This is a genomic window from Corynebacterium freneyi (assembly GCF_030408835.1).
Taxonomy (GTDB): domain Bacteria; phylum Actinomycetota; class Actinomycetes; order Mycobacteriales; family Mycobacteriaceae; genus Corynebacterium; species Corynebacterium freneyi.
On sequence record NZ_CP047357.1, the window covers coordinates 1,666,593 to 1,686,598 of the forward strand.

Annotated in this window: 15 protein-coding genes, 1 tRNA gene and 1 pseudogene; 4 read left to right on the forward strand and 13 right to left on the reverse strand. The window is 70.4% G+C overall.

The window, feature by feature from the left end; translation table 11 throughout:
• Nucleotides 1-151: 151 nt before the first annotated feature.
• Together CFREN_RS07500 and CFREN_RS07505 are read right to left on the reverse strand one after the other, a co-directional pair.
• Nucleotides 152-228: transfer RNA gene (locus CFREN_RS07500), tRNA-Pro, on the reverse strand.
• A 54-nt stretch (nt 229-282) separates the two neighbouring features.
• On the reverse strand, nt 283-3,003 hold the full coding sequence (locus tag CFREN_RS07505; RefSeq protein WP_209652785.1) for a DEAD/DEAH box helicase: 2,721 nt from the start codon (nt 3,001-3,003) through the stop codon (nt 283-285).
• An 80-nt stretch (nt 3,004-3,083) separates the two neighbouring features.
• Between CFREN_RS07505 and amrB the strand changes: the two genes are divergently transcribed.
• Nucleotides 3,084-4,625 carry an AmmeMemoRadiSam system protein B gene (amrB, locus tag CFREN_RS07510; RefSeq protein ID WP_209652783.1) on the forward strand — a complete coding sequence of 514 codons (1,542 nt, stop codon included), beginning with the start codon at nt 3,084-3,086 and terminating at the stop codon, nt 4,623-4,625.
• Entirely contained in the window at nt 4,622-5,776 is a 1,155-nt protein-coding gene (gene amrS / locus CFREN_RS07515) for an AmmeMemoRadiSam system radical SAM enzyme (protein WP_209652780.1), read from the forward strand. The genes amrB and amrS overlap by 4 nt, the downstream gene beginning before the upstream one ends.
• A gap of 34 nt (nt 5,777-5,810) precedes the next feature.
• On the opposite strand, the gene CFREN_RS07520 is transcribed toward amrS, so the two are convergent.
• The 5 genes from CFREN_RS07520 to CFREN_RS07540 all read right to left on the reverse strand — a co-directional run bounded on the left by CFREN_RS07520 (nt 5,811) and on the right by CFREN_RS07540 (nt 12,363).
• Complete coding sequence (locus CFREN_RS07520; RefSeq protein ID WP_209652778.1) at nt 5,811-6,785, reverse strand: PASTA domain-containing protein; 975 nt, start codon at nt 6,783-6,785, stop codon at nt 5,811-5,813.
• Between the two features lie 180 nt (nt 6,786-6,965).
• Nucleotides 6,966-9,209 carry a bifunctional cytidylate kinase/GTPase Der gene (gene der / locus CFREN_RS07525; RefSeq protein ID WP_209654633.1) on the reverse strand — a complete coding sequence of 748 codons (2,244 nt, stop codon included), beginning with the start codon at nt 9,207-9,209 and terminating at the stop codon, nt 6,966-6,968.
• Nucleotides 9,210-9,292: 83 nt separating this feature from the next.
• A complete protein-coding gene (locus tag CFREN_RS07530; RefSeq protein ID WP_224369705.1) occupies nt 9,293-10,183 on the reverse strand; it encodes a pseudouridine synthase in 891 nt (296 codons plus the stop codon).
• Nucleotides 10,184-10,333: 150 nt separating this feature from the next.
• Complete coding sequence (gene bioD / locus CFREN_RS07535; protein WP_209652774.1) at nt 10,334-11,059, reverse strand: ATP-dependent dethiobiotin synthetase BioD; 726 nt, start codon at nt 11,057-11,059, stop codon at nt 10,334-10,336.
• Nucleotides 11,056-12,363: an adenosylmethionine--8-amino-7-oxononanoate transaminase gene (locus tag CFREN_RS07540; protein ID WP_209652772.1), complete on the reverse strand. Its 1,308-nt coding sequence runs from the start codon at nt 12,361-12,363 to the stop codon at nt 11,056-11,058. Before CFREN_RS07540 ends, bioD (CFREN_RS07535) begins: the two co-directional genes overlap by 4 nt.
• 100 nt (nt 12,364-12,463) lie before the next feature.
• Here CFREN_RS07540 and CFREN_RS07545 point away from each other — a divergent pair, with 100 nt between their 5' ends.
• A complete protein-coding gene (locus tag CFREN_RS07545) occupies nt 12,464-14,011 on the forward strand; it encodes a peptide MFS transporter (protein WP_244979518.1) in 1,548 nt (515 codons plus the stop codon).
• On the opposite strand, the gene bioD (CFREN_RS07550) is transcribed toward CFREN_RS07545, so the two are convergent.
• Both bioD (CFREN_RS07550) and scpB read right to left on the reverse strand, forming a co-directional pair.
• Nucleotides 13,989-14,666 carry an ATP-dependent dethiobiotin synthetase BioD gene (bioD, locus tag CFREN_RS07550; RefSeq protein ID WP_209652770.1) on the reverse strand — a complete coding sequence of 226 codons (678 nt, stop codon included), beginning with the start codon at nt 14,664-14,666 and terminating at the stop codon, nt 13,989-13,991. The two genes, CFREN_RS07545 and bioD (CFREN_RS07550), sit on opposite strands and share 23 nt — an antisense overlap.
• Nucleotides 14,667-14,846: 180 nt before the next feature.
• Nucleotides 14,847-15,404, reverse strand: a complete 558-nt coding sequence (gene scpB / locus CFREN_RS07555) for an SMC-Scp complex subunit ScpB (protein ID WP_209652768.1) — start codon at nt 15,402-15,404, stop codon at nt 14,847-14,849.
• 39 nt (nt 15,405-15,443) lie between these two features.
• On the opposite strand from scpB, the gene CFREN_RS07560 reads away from it, so the two are divergent.
• Nucleotides 15,444-17,081 carry an aspartate:alanine exchanger family transporter gene (locus CFREN_RS07560; protein ID WP_209652766.1) on the forward strand — a complete coding sequence of 546 codons (1,638 nt, stop codon included), beginning with the start codon at nt 15,444-15,446 and terminating at the stop codon, nt 17,079-17,081.
• An 82-nt stretch (nt 17,082-17,163) separates the two neighbouring features.
• Here the strand turns inward: CFREN_RS07560 and CFREN_RS07565 are convergent, their stop codons facing one another.
• The 4 genes and pseudogenes from CFREN_RS07565 to CFREN_RS12830 form a co-directional block, all read right to left on the reverse strand.
• Nucleotides 17,164-17,670, reverse strand: coding sequence for an ATP-binding cassette domain-containing protein (locus CFREN_RS07565; protein ID WP_342356254.1), 507 nt, complete (start codon nt 17,668-17,670; stop codon nt 17,164-17,166).
• Nucleotides 17,553-18,518: an ABC transporter ATP-binding protein gene (locus CFREN_RS07570; RefSeq protein WP_209652763.1), complete on the reverse strand. Its 966-nt coding sequence runs from the start codon at nt 18,516-18,518 to the stop codon at nt 17,553-17,555. Before CFREN_RS07570 ends, CFREN_RS07565 begins: the two co-directional genes overlap by 118 nt.
• A gap of 100 nt (nt 18,519-18,618) precedes the next feature.
• A complete protein-coding gene (locus CFREN_RS07575; RefSeq protein WP_290250648.1) occupies nt 18,619-19,335 on the reverse strand; it encodes an energy-coupling factor transporter transmembrane component T in 717 nt (238 codons plus the stop codon).
• Nucleotides 19,332-19,978: pseudogene (locus tag CFREN_RS12830) on the reverse strand (MptD family putative ECF transporter S component). The gene CFREN_RS07575 and the pseudogene CFREN_RS12830 overlap by 4 nt, the downstream one beginning before the upstream one ends.
• Nucleotides 19,979-20,006 lie beyond the last annotated feature (28 nt).

A 20,006-nucleotide genomic window follows, 5' to 3' on the forward strand; every position in this document is an offset into this window, starting at 1 on the left:
ATCGTTGTCATATCAAGGGAACAGACGCCGATTTCGATGTGGCGCCACCCCGGCCGTCCGCGCCCCTCCCGTCACGGCACCGACGACGAAAAACCCGGTGGAGATGATCTCTCCACCGGGTCGCAGTCGTGACGTACTGCAGTCGAAACGCTGGTCGGACTGACAGGATTTGAACCTGCGACCCCCTCACCCCCAGTGAGGTGCGCTACCAAGCTGCGCCACAGTCCGCCGCTGCCGTTCAACGGCAACTGCCACAGATTACAACATTGTCGGCAGTGTGGGCTAATCCGCAGGTCGTGGCGGGTTTGCCGGAGTCTCCCCCGCCAACCGTTCCCGCTCCGCCGCGATGATCTCGCGGGCCAGCTCCGCCTCGGACACGTCGTACGCCTCGGGTGCGGCGTCGGCCGTGGTGGACACCCGCACCAGCTCGTCGAAAAGCTGCATTTTGCGGGCGAGAATCTCCACGATCCGGGCGTCGACGGAATCCTCCAGCAACAACCTGTGCACCTGCACCGACTCCAACTGGCCCATCCGGTGCGCGCGGGCGATGGCCTGCCACTCCGTCGTCGGCTTCAACTGCGGCTCGCAGATGACCACCACCGACGCGGCCTGGATGTTCAGGCCCACGCCGCCGGCGACGATCTGCGACACCAGCACCGCACCACCATCGGCGGCGGAGAACTCGTCGACCAGCTCCTGGCGCCGCGCCGCGGGCACATCGCCCGTCAGCGGCCCCACCGCGACCTCCCCCAACTCGCCCATCACGGCGTCGAGCACGTCCCGGAAATGCGAAAACACGATCACCCGGCGACCGTTGTCGCGCGCCTCCCCGGCGATGTCGACCAGCCGCTCCATCTTCGCCGACCCCGCGCCCGCCGCAAATGCCGCCCGGCGCATGGCCATGAAGTTCCCCTCGTCGACGGCCGTGCGGTAGGCGGCCTCGTCGGCGTCGGTGGCCTCCACCCAATCGTCGACTTCCACCAGCGCGGGCAGCTCGTCGAGCACGTCCGCCTGATTGCGCCGCAGGTAGACGGGCGCGACCAGCTCGCGGAACTTCGCCGCCGGCAGTTCGGCCTCCCCCTCCAGCAGGTCGGGACGCAGGTAGCGCACCAGCGTCCGAAATTCGTCGATGCGATTTTCCAGCGCCGTACCCGTCAGCAGGATCGCACCGTCCACCTGCCCGATCACCTCGGCCAGCAGTTGGGATCGCTTCGCCCCGGGGTTCTTGATGTAGTGCGCCTCGTCGACGACCACGCACGCCAACCCGGGGCACGCCAGCACCCGGTCCCGCACCGCGGCCAGGGTCCCGTAGGTGGTCACGGCGACTCCCCCTCGCACCAGCCATTCGTCGACGGCCAGATCGCGCGCCTGCCCGTGCAGACGGTGGGCCTCCAGCCGCGATTTCGATTCGATCTCGCGCATCCAGTTCGACACCACCGCCGCCGGGCACACCACCAGGAAATGCGTCTTATCCCGGGCATGCAGGTGCGTCAGCGCCGCCAGCGCCTCGATGGTCTTGCCCAGGCCCATCTCGTCGCCGATGAGCACCTTGCCCTGCACCAGCGCGAACCGCGCCGCGAAATCCTGGTACCCGCGCAGCGACGCCTTCAGGTACCCGGTGTCCAGGTCCATGCCGCGAATCGCCGCGACGATCTCCTCCGGCAGGTCGCCGTGGACCCGGTCGCCGTCGTCGGGCAGCAACCCCAGTTGCGCGGCCAGCGCCTGGTAGTCGGCGGGGCGGGCGCGGAAGTCGGCCCACAGCTCGTCGTCGGGGGCGTCCGGTGCCACGCCCGCGTCCTCGTCGGCCGCCGCGGCATCCGCGCCGACCTGCTTTCCGACGGCCCCACCGAGCGCCCGCGCCAGCCTCAGGACCCGTGCGACCGCACCGCGAAACTCGGGGATGCCGTGGCCGGGGGTCGGGAAGACCATCACGTCGCCCACGCCCGGGGCCATCACCGGCGCCAACGCCCCCAACGCCACCGCCGCCGCGGATCCGTCCGGGCCGCGCAGGGGGCCGCGAGTGATCTCCCATCGTCGCAACGCCCGCAGGACGTCGGTGGCCTGCGGCGTGGGCTGCGCGGGATCCAGGTGCAGGGGTTGATCGTCCATCGTCTGTTGCCGCAGCGTCTGCGCCGCTCCCAGCAACTTGCGGGCCGAATCCGCGCCGATGCCGGGCACCTCCGTCAACGACGCACCGGCCCGCAGCACCGCGCCGACGGTGTGCAAACCCGCCTCCTCGATCGGGGCGATGCGCAGCCGGTCGCGGGTGACGTCGCGCAACGCCGACACGTCGAGCCCCGCCAACAGTTCGTCGGTGGCCACGGTGCGCAGGCGCTCGCCCGCCGCGATGGCCGCCAGACGCGCGGTGCGCTCCGCCTCCAATGCGCCGGACAACGTCGACAACGCACCGGGCAGGGCGGCGACGTCCGCGCCGGACACCAGCTCCGGTTCGCCGAGGTCATCCGGCAGTCCGTCGGAAAGCACCGCCATGACGCCCACGTCCGGGTACATCAAGTCGGTGGGCACCAACTGCGGCGCCGCGCCGGCCGCCTCCTGCTCCAGCCTGTCGAGCAAGGTCGGCACGTCGCGCCGCCGCACCCGCTCGACGACATCGCGCAGATACGCCACCGCCCGATCGGCCGTGGCGCGCGCCTCCGCCCGCGAGAAGAACCGCCGCCATCCCTCGGCCGCCCACGTCTCGCGCACGGCCGTCGCGGCGGGCCCCGCCAATTCCTCGACGAGCCGGGCCTCCTCCACCCCGATGCCGGCCAACCACCGGTGCCGCACGATCTCGCCCGAGCGCAGCAGCGCCGCGCCGTCGACCGGCAGCACGCGCCACGCGACCTCACCGTCGATCTTCACCGGCACCGTCCGGGAGCACAGCTCCGACGCCGCCTGCCCGGCGGACGCCGCGATCCGCGCCCTCCCGTCGAGCACCCGCGCCGCCTGCCCGGACCAGCGGCGGACAAGGTCGATCGACTCGCGTGCGGCGGGAGCATTCATGCCGCCGACTCTATCGCCCGGCGCGGATCACCCGCGTCCGCGACCGGACGTACCCTGGAGGCATCGGAGGTGCCCCCCCCATGTTCTCCCACCGACAGCCACACCCGGCCGACCCGATGGTCCGCCCCGCCGCCGTCGCCGGAATGTTCTACCCCGCCGACCCGACGGCGTTGCGCACGCAGGTCGAACAGTTGCTTGCGACGCACTCGTCTGCGCTTGACGACGGCCCGCCGCCCCGCGCCGTCATCGCCCCGCATGCCGGCTACGTCTATTCCGGAAAAGTCGCCGCGTCTGCGTATTCGCTGCTCCGCCGGGCGCTGGCCGACGGTCGTTTCCGCCGTGCCGCGGTGATCGGCCCCGCCCATCGCGTACCCGTGCGCGGCGTCACCGATGCCGGGGTGTCGGCATTCGAGACTCCGCTGGGCGCGGTGACCGTTCCGGACGGGCTGCTGCCCACGTTGCGCGCGCGACTGGCCGACACGTTCCCCGATCTGCTGGTGACCTCGCCCGGCGTCCACGCCCACGAGCACTCCGTCGAGGTGCACCTGCCGTTCCTGCAGGTGCTGGCACCGCAGCTGCCCGTGTTGCCGCTGGTCGCCGGCGATGCCACGGTGGCGGAGATGACCGAACTCGTCGCGGCGATCCTGTCCGACGACGACACGCTGCTGATCGTCAGCTCGGACCTGTCCCACTTCCTGCCCGTCGACGACGCCGTGGCCGTGGATTCCGACACCCTCGACCGGATCGTCGCCCTGAAGGCCCCGCTGCCGCCGAGGTCGGCGTGCGGCGCCATCCCCATCAACGGTCTGCTCGGATTCGCCCGGCGCGCCGGGTGGTCGGCGGAGGTGGTCGATCGGGCGACGTCGGCGGATGCGCCCGACGGCGACCCGCACCGCGTGGTGGGCTATCCGGCCGTGCGCTTCGACCCCCTCGGCCCGCGGCTGCCCGCCTATGCCCGCGCGGTGCTCGAGCACCGGTTGGCCGGCGGCCCCGACCCGTCCGACCCCGCCGCCGGGTTCGCCGATCTCATCGGCCACCCGTGGTTGTCGGACGACGGCGCGTCCTTCGTCACCCTCACCGTCGACGGGCGGCTGCGCGGCTGCATCGGGTCGCTTTCGGCCACGCGGCCGCTGGGCGCGGACATCGCCGCCCACGCCGTTGACGCCGCCCTGCGCGACCCCCGCTTCCCCGACGTCACCGCCGAGGAGCTGCCGGACATCCGCATCGAGGTCTCCGTGCTCTCGGCCCCCGAACCCGTCGCCGCGTCCTCCGAGGCCGAGGCCATCGCGGCGCTGCGCCCCCACGTCGACGGGGCGATCCTTGCGGGTACCCCGCTCGACTCCGCCGACCCCGCCCGGTCGGGCATGGGCGCGTTCCGCATGCGCCTCGACCCGCCCCGCCGCTCCCCGAGCAGCGGCACATTCCTGCCCCAGGTGTGGGACCAGCTGCCGGACCCGACGGAGTTCATCCGCCATCTCAAGGCCAAGGCCGGTCTCGTCGCCGGACCCCGCGACACCGGGTGGGGCGCCGACTGGCGCCTGAGCCGGTACACCGTCGATTCGTGGGAGGAACCGGCCTCGCCCGAGCAGGGCGTCGCCTTCGGGGAGGGCGAACCGCGATGACGTCGGCGTCGTCAAGCATCGAACCCGGCCCCGGCCCCGACGTGCCGGGCACCCACCCCGCCCGGTGGGGCCGCGTCCTCGACGACGGACGCGTGCAATGCCTGCTGTGCCCGCGCGAATGCCGCATGCGCGCCGGGCAACGCGGCTTCTGCTTCGTCCGCGGCAACAACGGCGGACGGCTCGTGCTGGACACGTGGGGCCGGTCGTCGGGTTTCTGCCTCGACCCGATCGAGAAGAAGCCGCTCAACCATTTCCTGCCGGGCACGTCGGTGCTCAGCTTCGGCACCGCCGGCTGCAACCTGGGGTGCAGGTTCTGCCAAAACCACGAGATCTCCACGTCCCGGCACGTCGACACCCTCACCGACGTCGCGGAGCCCGAGGACATCGCCGACGCCGCCGTCGCCTCCGGTGCCGCGTCCGTGGCGTTCACCTACAACGATCCGGTGATCTTCGCCGAATACGCCATCGACATCGCCGCCGCCTGCCGTGACCGGGGCGTGCGCACCGTCGGCGTGACCGCCGGGTACATCTCGCCCACCGCCCGCGACGCCGCCGACTTCGCGCGCGAGGACTTCTTCGGCGCAATGGACGCCGTCAACGTCGACCTGAAGGGTTTCACGCCGGAGTTCTACCGGCGGCTGACCGGCGCGGACCTCCACGTCGTGCTGGACAATCTCGCGTGGCTGGCGGAAACGGACACGTGGTTGGAGATCACCACGCTGCTCATCCCCGGCCACAACGACTCCGACGCCGAGATCCGGGCGATGGCCGACTGGATCGTCGCCAACCTCGGCCCGGACGTCCCCCACCATTTCAGCGCGTTCCACCCCGACAACCGCATGCGCGACGTGCCCCCGACTCCGCCGTCGACGCTGCGCCGGGCCCGCGACATCGCCCTCGACGCCGGCGAGCGTTTCGTCTACACCGGCAACGTCCACGACAAGGACGGCGACACCACGTTCTGCCCCGGCTGCGACGCGCCGGTCATCGTCCGCGACTGGTACCGCATGGTCGATTACCAGCTCGTCGCCGACGAGTCGGGGCGTGGGGCGTGCCCGCAGTGCGGCACGGCGATCCCGGGGCTTTACGACGCCGACGGGCCCGGCGATTTCGGCCCGCGGCGCATTCCCATCCGCATCGCCGGAGGCTGATTCGCCCCGCCGCCCGGGCGCGTGGCCGCGGCGGTCACTCCAACGTGATGGTGATCGGCTGGTCCGTCATCGTCGAAGTACCGGCCGGCGGGTCGATCGAGGCGACGCGGCCGGTGAGCGACACCACCGAATTGGTCGGATTGCCGTTGGCGTCGACGACGGAGATGTCGCTGAAGCCGGCGCGGCGCAGGGCCAGCTCGACCTCGGCCGGGGACTTGCCCACCGCCTCGGGCACCGTGGCCTCGACGACCTCGCCGCCCTCCAGACCCGGGATCGCCGGCGGGGTTTCGCGCAGGCTGCTGATCTCGTCGCGCAGGCGATCGATTTCGTCGCGCACCGCATCGGAGGTTTCCGTCGGCTCCTCCTCGGTGGTGAGCGTCTCGGAGGTCGACGTCGTCGGCTCCGGCGGCGGGGTCGTCGTGGTCGGCTCGGTGGCCTCATCGTCGCCGGACAGGAAGCGGAACATCAACGCCACCAGGATGACGATGGCGATGATCGCCGTCACCGCGATGATCGTCGCACCCTTGCCGATGCCGCCGCGCCGATCGTCTCCGTCGCGATCCCGGTACTCGCGGCCATCCCGGTCACCGCGCTCGCCGTAACGATCGTCGTAGCCGTCCCGGCCGTACTCGCCGTAGCTGCCGTCCTGGCCGCCGCCGAAGGACTGGGGCCCACCGGCCGCACGCGGGTCGATGCCGCGCTCCTCCGGCGTCAGCGGCGCCCAGTACTGTCCGGACTCCTCTCGCCCGCCCTGCCCGGCGGCCGGGCGACCGATGTCGAACCTGGTGGCGTCCCCGCCGCGGGCACCGCCACCGAAATCCGCGTCCGGGTCGTAGCCGGAATCGCCGGCATCGCCGCCGGTGCCCCGGCCACCGCGCCCCGCCGAACCGAAGTACTCGGTCGACTGGTCGTCGCGGCCGCCCCAGGCGCGCCGGGTCGGCTCATCGCGGCCGATGAACTCGGTGCGGCCGTCGTCGAAGGGATCACGCCCGTGTCGGTTGCCGGACATCGCTCATCGTCTCCTGATCATGCGGGGCGCCCGTCGCGCCCCATCCGTTCAGATCCCACAATGCACGCACCCCGACCCCGGACGCAATCGACCGACGCGGCGGGCAACCGGGGACTGTCCCGGTTGCCCGCCGCGTCGGTTATGGGCGGCCGCCAAAGGTCCCGGCCGCCCACGTGCCGTCTACTTGCGGCCGCGCTTTTCGCGGACGCGCACCGCGATGCGCACCGGCGACCCCTCGAAACCGAACTCCTCGCGGAGGCGTCGCTCCAGGAAGCGACGGTAGCCGTGCTCGAGGAAACCGGTCGTGAACAAAACGATCACCGGCGGGCGCGTCGACGCCTGGGTGGCGAAGAGCACGCGCGGCAGACGACCACCGCGCAGCGGCGGCGGCACCTCCTGCAGGACGGTGCGCAACCAGTTGTTCAGGCGGCTGGTGGGGATGCGGCGATCCCACGAGTCCAACGCCTCCAGCATCGCCGGTTCGAGCTTCTGCAGCGCCCGGCCCGTCTTCGCCGAAATGTTGACGCGGCGCGCCCACGGCACGTGCGACAACTGCAGATCGATTTCGCGCTCGAGCAGGTCGCGGCGGTCCTCGTCCATCAGGTCCCACTTGTTGTAGGCGACGACCAGCGCCCGGCCGGAGTCGAGGATCATGCGCAGCACGCGCTGGTCCTGCTCGGTGATCGGTTCGGACGAATCGACGAGGAAGATGACGACCTCGGAATTGTCAATCGCCGAGCGGGTGCGCAGCGACGCGTAGAACTCGTGGCCCTGTGCGGTCTTGGTCTTCTTGCGGATGCCGGCGGTGTCGACGAAGCGCCACACGTCGCTGTCCAACTGCACCAGCGAGTCGACCGGGTCGACGGTGGTGCCGGCGATGTCGGAGACCACGGCGCGATCTTCGCCGGAGATCTTGTTGAGCAGCGACGACTTGCCCACGTTGGGCTTGCCGACGATCGCCACTCGGCGCGGGCCCTGCGGCTGCGCCTGCGCGCGCGGCACGTCGGGGAACGACCGGACGACCTGGTCCATGACGTCGGCGTTGCCGCGGCCGTGGAGCGCCGACGTCGGGTGCGGCTCGCCCAGGCCCAGCGACCAGAACTCGGCGACGTCGCCGAGCTGCGAGTCGGATTCGAACTTGTTGGCCGCCAGGATCACCGGCTGGTCCGCTCGCTGCAAGCGGCGGGCCATCATCTCGTCGGTGGCGGTGACGCCGACGGTGGTGTCGACGACCATGATGATGACGTCGGCGGTTTCCATGGCCGCCTCTGCCTGCCGCGCGATGGAGGCGTTGAGGCCCTTGGCGTCGGGGTCCCAGCCGCCGGTGTCCTGCACCCAGAAGCGGCGGCCGGCCCAGTCGCCGAGGTAGCTGATGCGGTCGCGGGTGACGCCGGGGAAGTCCTCCACGACTGCTTCGCGACGGCCGATGAACCGGTTGACCATCGTCGACTTGCCCACGTTCGGGCGGCCGACGATGGCGACGGTCGGCAGCGCCTCCTCCTCGTCGGTGGCGCCGCCGAGAACGGAGAACGCCTCCTCGAGGTCGGCCCAGTCCTCGTCCTCTCCGAGTTCGCCGGCTTCGGCGCGGGCGATGGCCTCGGCGATGACGGTCTCGTGGTCGGCGATGGCCCGATCGAGGCCCGCCTCCGGGTCCTCGTGTGCGCCGTCGAGGTCGGCGCGGATGTATTCGGTGCCGGTGGAGTCGTCGGCCAGCGGGTCACCGTCGACCGAACCGGGGTAACCGGCTTCCACGACGTCGAGGATGTGGTCGACGACTTCCTCGATGTCCATGTCGGAGGTGTCCAGCACGACGGCGTCGTCGGCCGGACGCAGCGGGGAGGTCTTGCGCGAACTGTCGAGCTCGTCGCGGCGCACGACGTCGGCCAGCACGGTGTCGTAATCGGCTTCGCGGCCGGCGGCGATGTCCTGGTCGTAGCGGCGGCGGGCGCGGACTTCGGCGGCGGCGGTCATGAAGACCTTCGCGGGCACGTCGGGAAGCACCACGGTGCCGATGTCGCGGCCCTCGACGACGCAGCGGCCGGCCTCGGCGGCCAGGCGACGCTGCAGTTCGACGAGGTTTTCCCGCACGGCCGGGATCGCCGACACCGCGGAGACGTTGCGGGTGACCTCGGGGCCGCGGATCTCGCCGGAGACATCTTCGCCGTCGAGGATGACCTCCGTCGAACGCGGGTCGTCGCTGATGGTCAGCGGCAGATCGGCGGTCGCCGCGACGACGGCGTCTTCGTCGGCGGGGTCGATGCCGCGGCGCAGGACCCACAAGGTGGCCACGCGGTACATCGCGCCGGTGTCCAGGTACTTCGCGCCGAGGTGTTCGGCGACGGCCCGGGACACCGTCGACTTGCCCGTGCCGGACGGCCCGTCGATGGCCAGCAGCAGGGCTTCGTCGGCGGTGGAATCGTTCATGGTGCGCCCGTCCTCGTTCGCGGTGGTCTCCGCGGTGCCCGCGGTGGTGTTGGGGTTGGTGTTCTGGTTGTCGACTCCGGCCACTACAGTCCCACCGCCTTGTACAGGGAGGCGAGCTCGGCGCGGTTGAGGGCGCGCAGCGCACCCGGGGTCTGCTCGCCCAGCTGGACGGTGTGGATCTTGGTTCGCACCAGGCGTTCCACCGGGAAGCCGGCGGTCTTGAGCATGCGGCGCACGATGTGCTTGCGGCCCTCGTGCAGCTCGACGCGGATGATGGAGCGTCCCTGCCACACGTCGATGATCTGGGCGAAGTCTGCCTTGGCGGGGCCGTCGTCGAGCTCGATGCCATCGGTCAGTTCGCGGATCAGCTTGTTGTCCGCCTCGCCCTTGACCGTGGCCATGTAGGTCTTGGTCACGTTGTAGCTGGGGTGCATCAGGCGGTTGGCCAGCTCGCCGTCGTTGGTCAGCAGCAGCAGGCCCTCGGTCGCCGCGTCGAGGCGGCCGACGTGGAACAGGCGCTGGCCGGCGGAGACCCTCTCGCCGACGATGTCGCCGACGCAGGGCCGCCCCTGGTCGTCGCTCATGGTGCACTGCACGCCGCGCGGCTTGTTCAGCACGAAGTACTGCATGTCCTCGTTGACCACGACGCGGGAACCGTCGACGCGGATGACCGCGGTGTTCGGGTCGACGCGCACGCCCTGGCGGGTGATGATCTTGCCGTCGACCTCGACGCGGCCTTCGTCGATGAGTCGTTCGGCCATCCGTCGCGACGCGACGCCGGCCTGAGCCAGCACCTTCTGCAGGCGCACGCCCTCGCCCGCACCGGAGTTGCCGGCGCCGCGTTTGCGGTCGACGTGCTGGTGGCGGGCGGGGCGGGCCTGGGAGACGTAGTAGTCGGCGGCCTTCTTGTGCCTGTCGGCGGCGGGCGGCTGGTTGTCGTCCGGTGTGCCGTCTCGGCGAGCGGTGGTTGACACGGGTGTCCTCGATCCGTTGAGCTGTGCGGGTTTCGTATCGGGCGGATGTCCGCCGACGAACGTCGCGGGGCTCCGGAGAGCGGAAATCCCATCACGCATGGCGGATGGGACATGTGTCGGGGCGCCCCACGGCGATGTCCGCGTGCCAGCCTACCCCACCAGGGCGCTTCTGCCCGATTCGGTGAACCAGCCCGCAGCGGCCGCCAGGAATTCCTCCCGCCCGAGGGCCCCGGATCCTTCCGGCACGCATCCGAGCACGTCGACGCCGGTGAGGTGGGGCAGGTCCTCGAGGTTGGTGGCGACGATGGGGTCGTCGCCCGCGGGAAGCGATCCGCCGACGAGCCCGATGACATCCATGCCGCGGGCGCGGGCGACTTCCACGGTCAGTTCGGCGACGTTGAGGCTGCCGAGCCCCAGCGACGTGACCACCACGGTGTTCGCGCCGGGCAGGTGCGCGACCAGTTCCGGCAGCCCCCATTGGCCGGCGTCCCCGGGGCCGTCGGCGCCCAACCTCACGAGCAGACCGCCGGCCCCTTCGACGAGCACGGTTCGATCCGGCCCGTCGAGCGCCGTGATCCGGGCGACGACGTCGTCAAGCACCAGCGGCGCCATCCCGGCCCGGCGCGCGGCCGCCAGCGGCGCCATCGGCTCCGGGTATCGGGCGAATCCATGCAGGTCGGTCACTCCGGTCAGCCGCGCGACGTCGTCGAGGTCCCCGCCCTGGCCCGCGCCTTCACCGGTCCCCGGGTATCCGGTCTGGGCGGGCTTGACGACGACCACCTTCCCGCCGTGCGCGCGCAGCACCCCGGCGATCGCGGCGGTGGCGATGGTCTTGCCGACGTCGGTGCCGGTGCCGGTGATGCACAGGATGGTCATGCGTTTTCCTCTCGGACGATCGCGTCGATGGCGCGGCAGATGGCGGCGACCTCGTCGTCGTCGCAGATGTACATGGGCATGGTGTAGACGAGCTTTCCGAAGGGCCGCAACCACACTCCGGCGTCGACGCAGGCGGCGGTGGCTCGGGCCATGTCGACGGGTCGGTCCATCTCCACCACCCCGATCGCCCCGAGCACACGGACGTCGGCGACGCCGGGGCGGCCGCGCAGGGGTTCCAGGCCCGCGCGCAGGGCCGCCTCGATGCGGGGCACGTCGTCGCGCCACCGCCCCTCGGCGATGATGTCCAGGTTCTCCGCGGCGATGGTGCAGGCCAGCGGGTTGGCCATGAACGTCGGGCCGTGCATGAGGCCGCCGCCCTCGCCGGCGGAGATCGCGGAGGCGACCCGACGGGTGGTCAGCGTCGCCGCCAGAGACAGGAACCCGCCGGTCAACGCCTTGCCCACGCACAGCACATCCGGTGTCACGCCCGCGGCGGCGGTGGCGAACAGGTCGCCGGTGCGTCCGAACCCGGTGGCGATTTCGTCGGCGATGAGCAGCAGCCCGTGGTTGTCGCAGATCTCGCGCAGCCCGGCGATCAGCTCGTGGTCGTGGAAACGCATGCCGCCGGCCCCCTGCACGACGGGTTCGACGATGACGGCGGCCACGGTGTCGTCGACGAGCGAATCGAAGCGGGACAGGTATTCCGCCCGCACCTGCTGCGAAGATCCGCGCGGCGGCGGAACCGGGGCGAAGACCTGCGGCGCCCACGCCCCGGCCCACAGGGAGTGCATGCCGCCGTCGGGGTCGCAGACGCTCATCGGGGCGCGGGTGTCGCCGTGGTAGCCACCGCGCCAGGTCATCAGCCGCGTGCGTTCGGGGTGGCCGACGGCGCGCTGGTATTGCAGCGCCATCTTGATGGCCACCTCCACCGACACCGAACCGGAATCGGAGAAGAACACCGCATCCAGGGCGGGGTCGGTCATCGCCAGCAGACGGCGCGCCAACTCGACCGCCGGGGCGTGGGTGAGCCCGCCGAACATGACGTGGGACATCGTCGCCGCCTGCCGTTGGGCCGCCGCGACCAGACGCGGGTGCGAGTGTCCGTGGCACGCCGCCCACCAGCTGCTCATGCCGTCGATGAGTTCGCGGCCGTCGGCCAGCGTCAGCGTCGTTCCGGCCGCCGACGCCACCGGCAGCGCCTGCACCGGGTTGGGCATGGGGCCATAGGGGTGCCAGACGTGGGCCGCGTCGAAGGCGGCGAGGTCGGCGGCTGGGTGCTGCGGGCTGGTGCTGGCGGTGGTCATGCATCGTGACGTTAGCGCCGAAAACGAAAAACGAACATTGTTCAGGGGTACCCGCGGGGGATGATTTGCCATCGAACGCTCTAGTCCGGACGATAACCCCATGACCAGCACCGGACAGCGTTCAACTGGCGTGCTTTCACCACCGGAGACACCGAAGCCCTGCCCACCGGGAATCGCCCGCATCGCCCTGCCCGCCATCGTCGGCGTCGAATTGTGGGAGCGATTCAGCTTCTACGGCATGCAGGCGATCATGGCCTACTACCTGTACGACACCGTCACCGACGGCGGCCTCGGCCTGTCCACCACCACGGCGACGGCACTGATGGGCGCCTACGGTTCCCTCGTCTACCTGTGCACCATCGCCGGCGGCTGGATCGCCGACCGCGTCCTCGGTGCAGAGCGCACCCTGCTGGCCGGCGCGTGGACGCTCGTGGCGGGCCATCTGTCGCTGGCGCTGCTGCCCGGCGGCGCGGGCGTCGCCGGCGGCCTGGTCCTCGTCGCAGCGGGCTCCGGTGCGCTGAAGACGTCGGCGATCACCATGCTCGGCCGCGTCCGCGCCGACGATGACCGCCGCCGTGACTCCTACTTTCAGCTGTTCTACCTGGGCATCAACGTCGGCGCGCTGCTCGGCCCCCTGCTCACCGGCTGGTTGTCCACCCGCCACGGGTATCACATCGGCTTCGGCGCCGCGGCCGTGCTCATGACCATCGGTCTCGTCCATTATTTGCTCGGCCGACGCCGTCTTTCGGGGTCCTGGCTTGACGACGCCCGCGTCGCCGTCGAAAAGCCCTCCCTCCCCATTGCCCGGAGCCACCTGGCCGGGATCATCGGCGCAGTGTTGGCGGCCATCGCCGCACTCGCGGCACTGACCGTGTCCGGTGCGCTGCCGCTGGAGCACTTGGCCACCGTCATGCTCGTGGCCACGCTGGCGGCGACCATCGTGCTCTTCGGGCAGATGCTGGCGGACCGCGGGCTCGGTGCCCGCGAACGTTCCCGGGTCCTGGCGTTCCTGCCGCTGTTCATCGCGTCGGTGGCGTTTTGGGCGATTCTCAACCAGACCTTTGGCGCACTGGCCGTATATTCCGACGTACGCGTCGACCGCATCATCGGCGGCGGCGCGGGCGGCTGGGAAGCCCCGGCGGCGTGGGCGCAGTCGCTCAACCCGATCTTCATTCTCACGCTGTCGGCGCCGCTGGCCGTGCTGCGCCTGCGCCTCGGCGACCGCATGCCGGGCCCGGCGGCGCAGATCACCGGCGGCACCGCCCTGGCCGGTGTGGGCGTCATGTGCCTGCTGCCCTTCACCGGGCACGCCGCGGGCACGGTGCCGCTACTCGCGGTGATCGCCGCCTACGGGATCATCACCCTCGGCGAACTCCACGTCGGGCCCGTCGGCATGTCCGCAGCGACATCATTGGCCCCGGCGAAATACCGGACGCGCTTTTCCGCGCTGTTCTTCATGACCATGGCAATCGGCACCGCCCTGGCGGGTGTCCTGTCCACCGGCTACGACCCGGCCAATGCGTCAGCCGAGCGCACCTACTTCCTCACCCTCGGCCTCTCCGCCATCGCCGTCGCCGTCGTCGCCGCCATCGCGGCCGCACTGGTAGCCCTGTGCGCCCGGAAAACTACTCGGTCGTCGTGCCGCTGAACCAGCCCACGGCGCGGCCGAGGAATTCCTCGCGGTCCAGGTCGGCCGCGCCCTCCGGAAGCCAGGCCAGGACGGGCAGGCCGGTGATGATCGGCACCTGCTCGACAACGCATTCGGCCACGGCGTCGGGCTGATCGGAGATCGAGCCGCCGATGATGCCGGTGATCTCCAGGCCGCGGGCGCGGCACGCCTCCACGGTCAGTTCGACGTGGTTGAGGGTGCCCGGGGCGGTCGCCGTCACGATGGTCACCTTCGCGCCGAGCTCCTCGGCCAGCTGCGGCAGCGCCCAGTTGGAGATCCGCGCCAGCACGCCGCCGGTGCCCTCCACGAAGACGGGACGGCCGTCGGCGGCCAGATCGCGCAGCCGGTCGGCGGTCTCCTCCAGGTCCAGCTCCTGGGCGCCGATGCGGCGGGCGGCGAAGGCCGGCGGCAGGGCGTCGGGGTAACGGGCGAATTCGTGGACGTCCTCGCAGCCGGTCAGGCGCCGGATGGTCTCCAGGGCGCCCTTGCCCTCGGGCTCGCCGGTCTGGGCGAGCTTGACCACGATGGGCTCCTCCCCGGCCGCCATCGCCTGGGCGACGAGGGCTGCGGTGGCGGTCGTCTTGCCGACGCTGCGCCCCGTGCCGGTGATGATGTGGATGCCCCTGAAGTGCATGAGGAGGAGTGTTCCTTTCTCTTTCGCGGGAACCGGCGCGCCGGATGCGCCCATTCGCCAGACAAAATTCACCCGAAATCTCATCAACGACAATATCCGGCATTCACCGTCGGACTGAATCCGGGGTTCACCTGACGACCAAGATCACATTTCCGGGGTGCCCCCACCCCGCCCGGCGGGTCAGGGCAGGTCCGGTTCGTCGATGAGATCGATGTCGGGCAGCAACGGCGCGAGGTCGGGCAGTTCGTCGAGCGAGGCGATGCCGAGCTGTTCGAGCAGCAGGTTCGTGGTCACGTACAGGTGCGCGCCGGTCGACGAGTCCTCCCCCGCCTCGGCGACGAGCCCGCGGGCCAGCAGCGTGCGCATGACGCCGTCGACGTTGACGCCGCGCACCGCCGACACCTGCGCGCGCGTCGCCGGCTGGCGGTAGGCCACGACGGCGAGCGTTTCCAGCGCCGCCCGCGACAGTTTCGTCTGGGTGCCGTCGAGCAGGAACGCCTCCACCGCATCCGAATACGCCGCCCGCGTGTACAGGCGCCACCCGCCCTCGACTTCGCGGAGATCGAAGCCCGATCCGCGTGCGTCGAATTCGTCGCGCATCTGGGCCAGCACTTCGCGGATCGCCGCCGGCTCGACGTCGAGCGCGCGAGCGAGGTCCATCGGGGTGACCGGCGTGTCGATGACGAGCAGCACGCTTTCGACGGCGGCGCGCAACGGGTCGATCTGGGGCAGGTTCATGGCGGCAGTGTATCCGGCGATGGCTCTGCTCTGGTGATCGTGCTCGCATTCGTGGCTTCCGATGGACTGCTCGCTCTGGCTGTCTTCCTCACCGCCGGATTCGCGATAGGGCGCATCCGGGTCGCGGGGCTGAGCCTCGACTCGGCGGCGATCCTCTTCGTCGCCATCGGCTTGTCGACGGCCAATCCGGGCATCCAGATGCCTCCCCTCCTGTACCAATTCGGGTTGGCGCTGTTCGTCTACTGCATCGACTTTTCCGCGGGGCCCGCGTTCTTCCGGGCGCTGCGCAGCCGTGGCCTGGCGCTCAACGTCATCGTCGCGGTGGTGCTGGTCGGGCTGACGGCACTGGCGTTCGCGCTGGTGACGTTCTCCCGCGCCGAAGTCATCGCCGGCGCCGGCATGTTCGCCGGTGCGATGTCGTCGACGCCGGGCATGGCCGCGATCCTCGCCGCGGTGCCGGAGCTGTTGCCGCCGGGCGCGGACCCGGAATCGGCGTCGGAGGCGGTCGTCGGCTATTCGCTGGCGTATCCCGGCGGCGTGCTGGGCATTATCATCGTCGCCGCCGTCGGCGCTCGGCTGCTGCGCGTCGACCACGTCGCCGACGCCAAGGCCGAGGGCGTGCTCGCCGAGAAGCTCCACTACATCGGCATCCGCATCGGCCCCGGGCGGGAGCTGACCGTGGCCCAGGTACCGGAGTTCACCGGCGCGAAGATCATCACCACCCGCGTGGCGGACCTCGGCGCCGACGGCGAACCGTCCAACCAGCGCCTGGCGGAACCCGACGACGTCCTGGCCGAAGGCTGCTCCATCATGGTCAACGGGACGGCCGAGGAGCTGGACAAGGCCGTCGCAAAGCTGGGCGAGCGCATAGAGATGGACCCGCACGAGTCGGATCTGCAATACACCCGCATGGCCGTGTCGAACCCGGATGTGGCGGGCAGGACGATCGGCGAGCTGCGCATCCTGGAGGACCACGGCTTCACCATCGCGCGCCTGCGCCGCGGCGACGCCGACGTCGTGCCGACGAACGACGACCGCCTGCAGCTGTCCGACCGCGTCCGCGTGGTCGCACCGAAACAGCGCATCGAGTCGATCCGGGCGTTCCTCGGCGACTCCGAAAAGTCGCGCCCCACGCCCGATCTGCTGCCGCTGGCGCTCGGCCTCGCACTGGGCCTGCTGCTCGGCGCCATCCCCATCCCCATGCCCGGCGGCGGCACCCTGTCGCTCGGCTTCGGCGGCGGCCCGATCATCGCCGGCCTCGTCTTCGGCGCGCTCGGCCGGACCGGGTCGGTGCGGTGGCAGCTGCCGTACCACGCGACGAAGACCCTCGAGGGCTTCGGCATGGCGCTATTCATGGCGGGCGTCGGCACCACCGCGGGCGCGGGGTTCCGTTCCGCATTGACCGATCCCACCAGCCTCCTGTACATCGGGTTGGGCCTGGTGGTGACGCTCGCCAGCGCGATCGCGACCGTGGCGCTGCTCATGGTGTGGCGCAAGCTCACGTTCGACGAATCCATCGGCGTCGCCGCGGGCATCACCACCAACCCGGCGGTCATCGCGTACCTGAACACCGCCTCGGGCACCGACCTGGCCGCCCGCGGGTACACGACGGTGTATCCGGTGGCGATGGTGGGCAAGATCGTCGCCGCACAGGTGCTGATCATGATGTTGCTGTGACGGTCGTGATACTGCGGCGATGATCATGATGCCGCGCGTTCGGCCGCGGACGTTCCCGCCGCGGCCGAACGAGCGGCGAGCCCTAACCCGGGGTGAGGGGGAACTCGAAATCCCCGACCATGTCCACCAATTCGCGATCGTGGGTGACCAGGACGACCACCGCGCCGCGGTCCGCGCAACGCCGGATCACGCCGGCCATGCTCTCCATCGCCCGCAAATCCAGGCCCGAGGTCGGCTCGTCGAAGATGATCACATCGGCCCCGCGCCCTTCTTCCCCGCCGACCACGGCCGTCGCCACGGCGAGGCGCTGCCGCTGCCCGCCGGAAAGGCTCAACGGGTGGCGTTCCCCCATCCCCTCGAGTCCGAGCTCGTCGAGAATCGCCGCGGCCTCCTCCGCAGACGGTTGTGCGCGGCCCAGGGAAAGCTCCTCGGTGACCGAAACCCCGAAAAGCTGGCGGTTGACGTCCTGCATCACAGCCGAACAGCGGCGGCGCCGTTCGCGGCGCGACAACGCCTTCCCGTCCAGAACCACGGTCCCCTCGGCGCGGCACAATCCCACCAGCACCTGCACGAGCGTCGACTTTCCCACGCCATTCGGACCGGTGACGCAGGTGATCGCACCGCGTGGGGCAGTCGCCTCGTCGATCGTCCACAGCCGCCGGCCATCGCGCACCGCCGACAAAGCGCGCAGCTCCAGGCCGCCCGCATCCGCCGGGGCGGGGGAGGCGCCGGCAACGGATCCGAAGCGGGGGCAACGAGGCTGCGCAACCCCGCGTCACGGCGCTCGCCTTCGCCCATTTCCCAGAACTCGGCCGCGGGACAGTCGGCCACCACCCGCCCGCGGTGCAGCTGGACCACGCGATCGACCAGGCCGCGAAGATAATGCAAACGATGCTCGGCAACGAGGATCGTCGCACCGGCACCCTTCAGGTGGGCCAGAGCTTCGGCGACCGCCTGGGTGGAGGCGTCGTCGAGATTGGCGGTCGGCTCGTCGAGCAGGAACAGCCTGGGCCGCGAAACCACGGCAGACGCCAGGGCGACCCGCTGGCGCTCGCCTCCCGACAGCTCCCCCATCCGCCGGTCGAGCAGGTGGGCGAGGTCGAGGAGATCCACCGCGGCATCGATGCGCCGCAGAATCTCCTCCCGCGGCACGCCCTGGTTGGAAGCGCCGAAGGCGATCTCCGAAAGGACGTCGGTGGCGAAGAACTGGGTGCGGGGGTTCTGGAACACCGTGGCGGCCACTCGTCCCGCTTCGGCCAATTCGACCTCGGCCGGCTCCAATCCGTCGACCTTCACGTCGCCGCCGATGCGCGTGGGGCGAATGTGCGGGATGAAACCGTTGAGCGCGTTGACGAGAGACGACTTCCCCGAGCCGGAACCTCCGGTGACGAGCACCATCTCACCGGGTCGCACCCGGATGTCGATCGACTCCAGCAACGTTGCGGTGACCGCTTCCGGGGTTGCCCGACGGCCGAACCCTGCGCCCCGGCGGGCTCGCCCGGCGCTTCGACGGTGATGCTGAGATCTTTGACCTCGATCATCCGATTTTCTCCTTCACCGCCAACGCAACGACCACCGCGACGATCACCATCGCCACGACGTCGGGGAACCCCACGCGCAACTCCACCACCGATGTCGGCCTCCGCCGGGAACCCAGGCCGCGCAGCAGGGCGGAGGCGGAAAGTTCGTCGCCCGTGCGCAGGGACGTGGCCACCAGCGGCAGCACCGCGTGGCGCACCGCGATGATGGGATGCAACAGCAGCGATGCCCCGGAAGAGACGACTCCGCGAAGCACCAGATTGTCGCGGATCGTCCTCGCGTCGTCGACGACGACGGGGAGGAAGCGGACGGCCACCGCCGAGGGCACGGCGAGGATGCGCGGCACTCGGGCCCAACCCAGGAACGCCTGCAGAGCACCGGTGGTGATGCCGCGGATGACCGCCCAGGCGATGACGCTGACGACGGCGAAGCGGTACGTGAAGCTCATGGCGAACAGCAGCACCGTCAGGACCTCCGAGGCCGTGCCCTCCGCGGCGGGCAGGACCACATGGCCGAGGAGCAGCACCAGCGCTTCGGCCAGGCCCATGACGATGGCCACGACTGGCCGCAGGGCGGCGATCAGGCAGATCACCGCGACCACGGCACCGGTGATCTCCATCAACTCGGTTCCGACGGTCAGCAGGGCGGCGTCGACGACGACTAGCCCGATCAGGGCCACCCTCGGATCGAGCTTCTCGATCGGCGTGGCTCTCACAGACCCGCGCGGGAGAAGTAGGACCGCAGCGCCCGCTGCCCCAGCCATCCGCCGAACAGGGCGGCCACGAAGCAGGTCGCCGTCAGCGCGAGCACCATCGGAGTCGACAGGAATTCGCCGAAGGCCCGCGCCCACTCGGCGTTGGCGCCCTGCGTGTAGCGGGCGAGGATGTCGTCGCGCATGAACAGCAGCGGTAGGACATTGCCCATCGGATAAATGCCGAAGAACGCGTACCCCACGATGGTGCGTTTCGGATCGGAGTAATTGCCGCTGCGGATGATCAGATCGGAGATCAAACCGAAGACCAGCGCGAACAGCACCGACACCAGGTGTGGCCGAAGAGGGTGAAGATCAGCGCCAACAGCGTGGCCATGACGGTCACCAGGCCGAAGTGATTGATTCGCCGGATGAACAGGGCGAAGGGGATGCCGATGATGATGACGGCGAGCACGGCGCCGAACGGCTGGATCTGCGGCCCGAATACGCCGATGACGTTGCACAGGAAATTGATGACCGCGATGATCACGGTGAATACGCCGACGGCGACGAGTTCGCTGCCCGTAGACGCTCCCTTCGCCGATTCCCGATTGACGTCGTTTTTCGTTGACATTGCACTCCTTGAGTCCGTTGCTTCTTTTGGCATAGGTGGTTCCTTGGAATCTTAACTACTT

Bases quoted from the DNA above. Each gene is read 5' to 3' on its own strand.
- CFREN_RS07505 (WP_209652785.1), bottom strand. From the start codon at position 3,003: ATGAATGCTCCCGCCGCACGCGAGTCGATCGACCTTGTCCGCCGCTGG.
- amrB (WP_209652783.1), top strand. From the start codon at position 3,084: ATGTTCTCCCACCGACAGCCACACCCGGCCGACCCGATGGTCCGCCCC.
- amrS (WP_209652780.1), top strand. From the start codon at position 4,622: ATGACGTCGGCGTCGTCAAGCATCGAACCCGGCCCCGGCCCCGACGTG.
- CFREN_RS07520 (WP_209652778.1), bottom strand. From the start codon at position 6,785: ATGTCCGGCAACCGACACGGGCGTGATCCCTTCGACGACGGCCGCACC.
- der (WP_209654633.1), bottom strand. From the start codon at position 9,209: ATGAACGATTCCACCGCCGACGAAGCCCTGCTGCTGGCCATCGACGGG.
- bioD (WP_209652774.1), bottom strand. From the start codon at position 11,059: ATGACCATCCTGTGCATCACCGGCACCGGCACCGACGTCGGCAAGACC.
- CFREN_RS07540 (WP_209652772.1), bottom strand. From the start codon at position 12,363: ATGACCACCGCCAGCACCAGCCCGCAGCACCCAGCCGCCGACCTCGCC.
- CFREN_RS07545 (WP_244979518.1), top strand. From the start codon at position 12,464: ATGACCAGCACCGGACAGCGTTCAACTGGCGTGCTTTCACCACCGGAG.
- bioD (WP_209652770.1), bottom strand. From the start codon at position 14,666: ATGCACTTCAGGGGCATCCACATCATCACCGGCACGGGGCGCAGCGTC.
- scpB (WP_209652768.1), bottom strand. From the start codon at position 15,404: ATGAACCTGCCCCAGATCGACCCGTTGCGCGCCGCCGTCGAAAGCGTG.